The following is a 6,382-nucleotide window of genomic DNA, read 5'->3' on the forward strand; positions in this document are numbered from 1 at the left end:
GGCGGCGGCCATCGGCGGTCCTGCCGACCACCTCGCCGCCCGGGACGACCGGCAGCGTGGTCGCGGCCAGGTAGGCGTTCTCGCGCAGCAGCGTGTCGGCGAAGTTCACGCCGCAGCGCGAGACGTCCACGACGACCTGGCCGGGGCCGGGCCGCGGCTCGTCCACCTCCCGCACCCGCACGACCTCGGGACCGCCGAACTCGGTGATCTGCACGGCTCGCATGGCAACTCCAATGGAATCCAGTTTCAAATGGTACTGAGTACCATAAGGGACGCCGTCCATGAGCGCTAGACTGGGCCCGTGACCGAGCCCTCCCTGCGCGACCGCAAGCGACGGCGAGCCCGCGACGAGATCATCGAGGCCGCCTACCGGCTCTTCGCCGAGCGCGGCTACGACGAGGTGACGGTCGCCGACATCGCCGAGCGCGCCGAGGTGGGCCGCACCACGTTCTTCCGCTACTTCGGCGACAAGCAGGAGGTCGTCTTCGCGGGGGAGCACGACTGGCTCGACGGCCTGGCCGCCCACCACCGCGAGCTGCGCGGCGACCGTCCGCCCGGCCTGCCCGAGGCGCTCGCCCAGGTGCGCGAGCTCACCCTCGCCCTGTGCGCCAGGGCCACCCTCGACCCCGGCCGCTACGTCCTGCGCGAACGGCTGATCGCCGATCATCCCGAGCTCGGCGACCGCACGGCGCGCAAGCAGCGCCGATTCGCCGAGACGATGACCGAGGTCCTGCGCGAGCACGGCGCCACCCCCGAGACGGCGGCCCTGGCCCCGCAGCTCGCGCTGGCCTGCTACACCGCCGGCCGCGCCGTCGCCGGCGACGACCCGGCGGCGCTGGCCCCGAGCGTGGCCGCGGCCTTCGACCGGCTCGGCCTCCTCCCGCCCGCCTGACCCGGCGCCCGGCCCCTTCGCACGCCCGGCTCAGCGCACGTGCACGCCGATCAGGCAGGTGTCGTCGTCGGTGTCGGAGTTGCAGTGGGTGAGCAGGTCGTCGAGCCGGTGGTCGAGGGTCGCGGCGGTCCGCGAGGCGACGGCCAGCAGCCGGTCCTGGGCGTGGCGCAGGTTGTGGTCGCGCCGCTCGATCAGGCCGTCGGTGTAGAGCAGCAGCGTGTCGTCGGCCTCCAGCTGCAGCCGCCCCTCCTCGTAGACGGCGTCGGCGAACGCGCCGAGCAGCGGCCCCTTGACCATCGGCAGCTCGGTGCCCTGGGCGCCGCGCAGCAGGATCGGCGGCAGGTGCCCGGCCCTGGCCCAGCGCAGGACGCGGGTGGCGGGGTCGTACAGGCCGCAGATCGCGGTCGCCGTCATACGGTCGGCCAGGTGCCGGGCGACCAGGTTGAGCCAGCTCAGCAGCCGGGCCGGGCCCGCGCCGGTGGCGGCCAGGCCGCGCAGCGCGTTGCGCAGCACCACCATGCCCGTGGCGGCCTCGACGCCGTGCCCGGCCACGTCGCCCACCGACAGCAGGATGCGCTCCGACGGCAGCACGACCGCGTCGTACCAGTCGCCGCCGACCAGGTCCTCCTTCTGCGCCGGACGGTAGCGGACCGAGATGCGCAGCCCGAAGGAGTCCATGCGGCCGTGCGCGGGCGGCATGATGGCGTGCTGGAGCTGCAGGGCCAGGCGGTTGCGCTCGGCGGACTGCCGTTCGGTGTGGGCCAGCCGGTCGCGGGTCACGGCCAGCGCGACCTCCGTCCAGTGCTGGGGCGAGACGTCCTGGTAGGCCCCCCGCAGCCCGGCCAGCCGGCCGTCGGGGGCGAACACCGGCTCGGCCACCACGCGCAGATGGCGGGCCACCCCGTCGGGCCGTTCGAGCCGGAACGCCGTCGCGGCCGGCCGCCGGTGATGCAGCACCGTGCGCAGGAAGAGGCCCACGGCCACCTCGTCGTCGCGGTGCACGTGGTCGCGCAGGCGCTCCAGCGGGACCGGCCGGGCGTCCGGCGGCAGGCCGTACAGGGAGAACATCTGGGCGTTCCACATGATCTCGCCGGTGAGCGCGTTCTCCTCGAAGCCGCCGATCCGGCCCAGACGCTGGGCGTGCTCAAGAAGGCGGGCCTGGTCGTCATGGTCGCGCCGGACGAGCAGCACGCTCCCGCCGTGGCGGGTGATGCTCACCTCGGCCGTGGAGGCGGCGGTGAAGGGCATGTCGGCGGCGCGGAACGGCTCGCCGGTGGCGTGCACGTGCTCGATCCTGGCCAGCAGCTCCCTGGCCGCGAACGGGTACGCCTCCAGCAGCAGCCCGCCCGCCCGCACCGCCGACGACCCGTTGGCGTGGTGGACGCGGAAGTCGGCGATGTGCCCCTGCGGGTCGAGGTGCGGCACCAGGACGAGCGCCGGGTCGGAAATGGAGTCGGCCAGGGCGGCCAGCTCGGCCAGGGCGGCGCCGGCGCGCGCGGGCGGCCCCGGGGAGTTCAGGGTCAGGGCGCACAGGTCGGCCAGCGCCTCGATCTGCCGTTCCATCCTGGGCGTGGGCTCCGGACAGTCACCCGGCCAGCAGATCTCCAGGACGCCGAGCACCCGTCCGCCCAGCCGGGCCAGCGCGGTGACGCGGCCGCCGGTCAGCTGGTGGCGGCCGATCGAGGGCGGCCCCTGTGTGGTGTGCCACAGCGTGCGGCGTTCGATCAGCGTGCTGGTGGCCGGCGTGACCAGGCCCGGCGGGACCTGCTGCCAGAGCCCGGCCTCCTCCGCGCTGAAGCCCGCGTGCCCGGCCAGCGTCAGCGACGTGTCCGGCCCGGCCGCCCACACCGCGACCGCCGTCGCGCCGATCGGCAGCAGGGCCGTCTCCAGCACGGCGTGGGCCGCCGCCTGCACGTCCGTGGCGCCGAGCGCGGCGCTCTCGGCCGTGCGTAGCCGCACCGCGGCCGCCGCGTGCCCGGCGGACGGCTCCGGACCGCCGTCGAGCCCGGCGGCGCCGGTCAGGGACGCGTCGGCAATGGGGTCGTCGGCGGCCCGGTTGACGACGTCGGCCGCCAGCTCGGCCAGCGGCCGCCCGGTCCTGGCCGCGAGCGTGGCGAGCTGGTCGGCGGCCTGCGCAGGGGCGCAGCGCAGGCGTTCGACCAGGATGCCCTTCGCCAGCTCGACCAGCGCGCGGTCGTCGGCGGCGCGGCGGACCTCGTGCAGCTCGGCGCGCAGGCGCTCGACGGTCGCGGCCAGCCTGGCCAGGCCCGTCTCCTCGGCTGAACTCCCCATGGCGCGACTCCTCACCGCGTCGCCTGCGCCCAGACGCCTGCTAGCCCCGAAGTTAGCCGAGAATGCCCCCGCGCGCCGCCCGTCACACGGAACGTTCCGCGGCGGCCCTGGCGGCGGCCACCGCCTCCTCGACGGTGTCGTGCACGGGGAGGTGCCCGAGCACCCCGGTGATGTCCAGCAGCCGGGCGGGCAGGGGCTGCACGGCGGCCAGGCGCACCGCACCCGACCTCCTGAGCTGGTCGGTGGCGAAGGCCAGCAGGACGTGCAGGCCCGAGCTGTCCACGAACGGCACCCGGGCCAGGTCGAACACGACCTGGTGACCGGGCTCCGGACGATCTCGCAGGAAGCTCTCGAACTGGGCGCGGTTGGTGGCGTCGAGCTCGCCGGACACCACGATCACGGTGACGCCCGGCTGCTCCCGGCGCAGGAGCGTCAGCGGTGGCATCGCCGCTGCCCACCGCGCCTCGGGCGTGACGCGACCGGCGGCGGAGGGGCGTCGCCCGGCGCCCGGTGATGACCGGCCCCGGCGCAGGGCGGGTGGGTCGAGTAGCCGCGTCCCGCGGGGGGCGGAGCAGTCACGCAAGCAGAATAGCCTCCCGGGGTCGCCGGGGACATCCCGTCAGTGACCGTGACCGTGCCCATGGCCGACGAACGCGCCCGCCGGCCTGCCGGGCGGGACGAGGCCGAGCGAGATCACCGCCGCCGCCCCCGCGACGACCGCGCACAGCACGAGCCCCGAGGTGAAGCCGCCGGCCCCCGCGCCCGGCATCAGACTGGACGCGGCGACCGTGGACACCACGGCCACCCCGATCGAGCCGCCCAGCTCGTGGAAGGTGTTGATCACCCCGGAGGCGACGCCGTTCTCGCCGGGCGGGACGTTGGCCATCGTCGTGGTGGTGGCGGTCACGAACGCCGGCCCGATCCCCACGGCGGCCAGCACGAACCCCGGCACCAAGGTGGTGAACGCGCCCGCCTCGGGAGAGACCCGCGTCATCAGCGCCGCCCCCGCGGCGGTCAGCAGGAACGACGCCACGGCCACCGGCCGGCCCCCGACCTTGCCGATGAGACGGCCGCCGAGGTGTGCGCCGAGCGTGATGGCGACGGCGACGGGCAGGAACGTGAGCCCGGTCCGCAGGGGGCTGTAGCCCAGGACGTGCTGCAGGTAGAGGGAGCTGAGGAAGAACAGGCCCAGCATCAGTCCGGTGGCGACCAGCATGACGAACGCGCCCGAGACGACGGGCCGCCTGGCCAGGGTCTCGACCCGCATGAGCGGCGCCCGTACCGACCGCTCGACCAGCACGAACGCGACATAGGACAGGGCGGCCCCGGCCAGCGGCAGCACGGTTCCCGCGGCGCCCCAGCCGCCGTCGCCGGCGGAGACCAGCCCGTAGATCAGCAGGGCGGTCGCCAGCGTGACGAGCAGCGCGCCCCCGACGTCGACCCGGCCGCCGCGCGGGGCCCCGTCCTCGACACCGTCCCTGACGCGGGCGGGGACGACGCGGGGGACGGCGGCCAGCACCAGCAGGCCGACGGGGACGTTCACGTAGAACACCCACATCCAGCCGGGGCCGTCGGTCAGGACGCCGCCGAGCAGCACGCCGATCGCCGCGCCCGAACCGCCGATGGCCGCCCACACGGCGAGCGCGCGGGCCCGGCGCTCGCCCTGGAAGACGGTGGTGACGACGGCCAGGGCCGCGGGGGACAGCAGCGCCGCGCCGACCCCCTGGACGGCCCGCCCGGCGATGAGCGTGCCGCCGTCGCCGGCCAGGCCGCAGACGAGCGAGGCCGCGGTGAACAGCGCCAGCCCGGCCAGCAGCGTGCGGCGGGGGCCGAGCGCGTCGGCGAGCCGCCCGCCGAGGATCATCAGGCCGCCGAAGCACAGCGTGTACGTGGTCACCACCCAGGTCAGCGCCTCCCGGCCGAGCGCGAGGTCGGCGCCGATGGTGGGCAGGGCCACCTGGACGACGGTGATGTCGATGATCAGCATGAACTGCGCCAGGCACAACAACGCCAGCACCGCCCAGCCCTTGCTCTGCGCGGGCGCGGCAGCCCGCGTCCCGACGTGATGACTCATCCCAGGTCTCCTTAACTTGTACACTGGTGTTCAAGTTAAGCACAATAAAACGGTACGCCGGTAGGGTGTCGAGGCGACCGATCGGCTGGGAGGAGCCCTGAAGGGGAAGTGTCAGGCGGGGGAGGGCGGGGTGAGGAGGGAGAGCATGGTGCGGGTCAGGACCGGCTCGACCTCCTCCGCGGCCAGACGGCCGGCCTCCCGTTCCTGGGCCGCGCTGTGGATGATCGCGAAGAACGTCGTCACCAGCCACTCCAGCGGCAGGTCGGTGCGGAAGTCGCCGTCGTCCTGGCCGCGGGCGATCAGGCGCTCCACCCGGCGCAGCGGGCGGTCGTGGTGCTCGCGGATGCGCTCGGTGGGCAGCACCCGGTCGGCGGCCACGAAGAGCCGCCGGTGGCGGTCGAGGATCTCCCACGACGAATGCAGCAGCCCGGCCATCGCCTCCGGCGCGGGAGCAGTGTCGAGGGCCTCGTCCTCCAGGACGGCGTCGGCCAGCCCGACGGTGTGGTCGAGGACGGCGTCCACCAGGGCCTCGCGGGAGGGGAAGTGCCCGTACAGGGTGACCCGGCCGACGCCCGCGGCCTTGGCGATCTCGGCCACGCTCGCGCCCGGGTCGTCGCTGAGCAGCCGCGTCCCGGCTTCCAGGATGGCGGCGATGTTGCGTTCGGCGTCGGCCCGCCGGGCGGGGACGGGCTGTCGGGCGGCGGCGGTCTTCCCCATGGGCACCAGCCTACGACGCCCCCGGCCGGAGATCGCCGCTGCCCTCGGCGCGTCACCGGGACCGGGGGAGGTGGTCAGAGGGCGAGCGCGTGGTCCAGCAGGGACTGGAGGGTGACGGCCCCGGCGACCCGGCCGTCCTCCACGATCGCCACCAGCGGGCTGCGCGTGCGGGCCATGAGCGCCGCCAGTTCGAGCACCGTGGCCTTCATGTCCGCCACCGGCAGCTCGCGCGGCTGCTCGGGCAGGCACTCGCGGACGGTACGCGTGCCGAGCCGGCGCAGGAACAGGTCGGCGTGGGCCTCGTCCACCACCCGGGCCAGGGCCGGGTCGTCCTGGCAGTAGCGCGGCACGGCCAGCCGGAGCACCTGCGTGCCGGGGAGGATGCTGTGGGGGCGGCCGTCGTCGCC

7 protein-coding genes are annotated in these 6,382 nt (G+C 75.1%); 1 reads left to right on the forward strand and 6 read right to left on the reverse strand.

The window, feature by feature from the left end; all coding sequences use genetic code 11:
• On the reverse strand, positions 1-223 hold a 223-nt coding region (locus ACWCSD_RS45190), incomplete at its 3' end, for an alcohol dehydrogenase catalytic domain-containing protein (RefSeq protein ID WP_449924685.1).
• A gap of 78 nt (positions 224-301) precedes the next feature.
• On the opposite strand from ACWCSD_RS45190, the gene ACWCSD_RS45195 reads away from it, so the two are divergent.
• Positions 302-892: a TetR/AcrR family transcriptional regulator gene (locus ACWCSD_RS45195; RefSeq protein ID WP_449924688.1), complete on the forward strand. Its 591-nt coding sequence runs from the start codon at positions 302-304 to the stop codon at positions 890-892.
• A 30-nt stretch (positions 893-922) separates the two neighbouring features.
• On the opposite strand, the gene ACWCSD_RS45200 is transcribed toward ACWCSD_RS45195, so the two are convergent.
• The 5 genes from ACWCSD_RS45200 to ACWCSD_RS45220 form a co-directional block, all read right to left on the reverse strand.
• The gene (locus tag ACWCSD_RS45200; protein WP_449924691.1) at positions 923-3,184 is read right to left on the reverse strand and encodes a SpoIIE family protein phosphatase; all 2,262 of its coding nucleotides are present in this window, start codon (positions 3,182-3,184) and stop codon (positions 923-925) included.
• An 82-nt stretch (positions 3,185-3,266) separates the two neighbouring features.
• Entirely contained in the window at positions 3,267-3,629 is a 363-nt protein-coding gene (locus ACWCSD_RS45205; RefSeq protein ID WP_358286019.1) for an STAS domain-containing protein, read from the reverse strand.
• Between the two features lie 174 nt (positions 3,630-3,803).
• Entirely contained in the window at positions 3,804-5,258 is a 1,455-nt protein-coding gene (locus tag ACWCSD_RS45210; RefSeq protein WP_449924695.1) for an MFS transporter, read from the reverse strand.
• A gap of 111 nt (positions 5,259-5,369) precedes the next feature.
• On the reverse strand, positions 5,370-5,975 hold the full coding sequence (locus ACWCSD_RS45215; protein WP_358286025.1) for a TetR/AcrR family transcriptional regulator: 606 nt from the start codon (positions 5,973-5,975) through the stop codon (positions 5,370-5,372).
• 74 nt (positions 5,976-6,049) lie between these two features.
• On the reverse strand, positions 6,050-6,382 hold a 333-nt coding region (locus ACWCSD_RS45220; protein WP_449924700.1), incomplete at its 5' end, for a CBS domain-containing protein.

The sequence above is a fragment of the Nonomuraea sp. NPDC001684 genome, from assembly GCF_053596515.1.

Bases quoted from the DNA above. Each gene is read 5' to 3' on its own strand.
- ACWCSD_RS45200 (WP_449924691.1), bottom strand. From the start codon at position 3,184: ATGGGGAGTTCAGCCGAGGAGACGGGCCTGGCCAGGCTGGCCGCGACC.
- ACWCSD_RS45205 (WP_358286019.1), bottom strand. From the start codon at position 3,629: ATGCCACCGCTGACGCTCCTGCGCCGGGAGCAGCCGGGCGTCACCGTG.
- ACWCSD_RS45210 (WP_449924695.1), bottom strand. From the start codon at position 5,258: ATGAGTCATCACGTCGGGACGCGGGCTGCCGCGCCCGCGCAGAGCAAG.
- ACWCSD_RS45215 (WP_358286025.1), bottom strand. From the start codon at position 5,975: ATGGGGAAGACCGCCGCCGCCCGACAGCCCGTCCCCGCCCGGCGGGCC.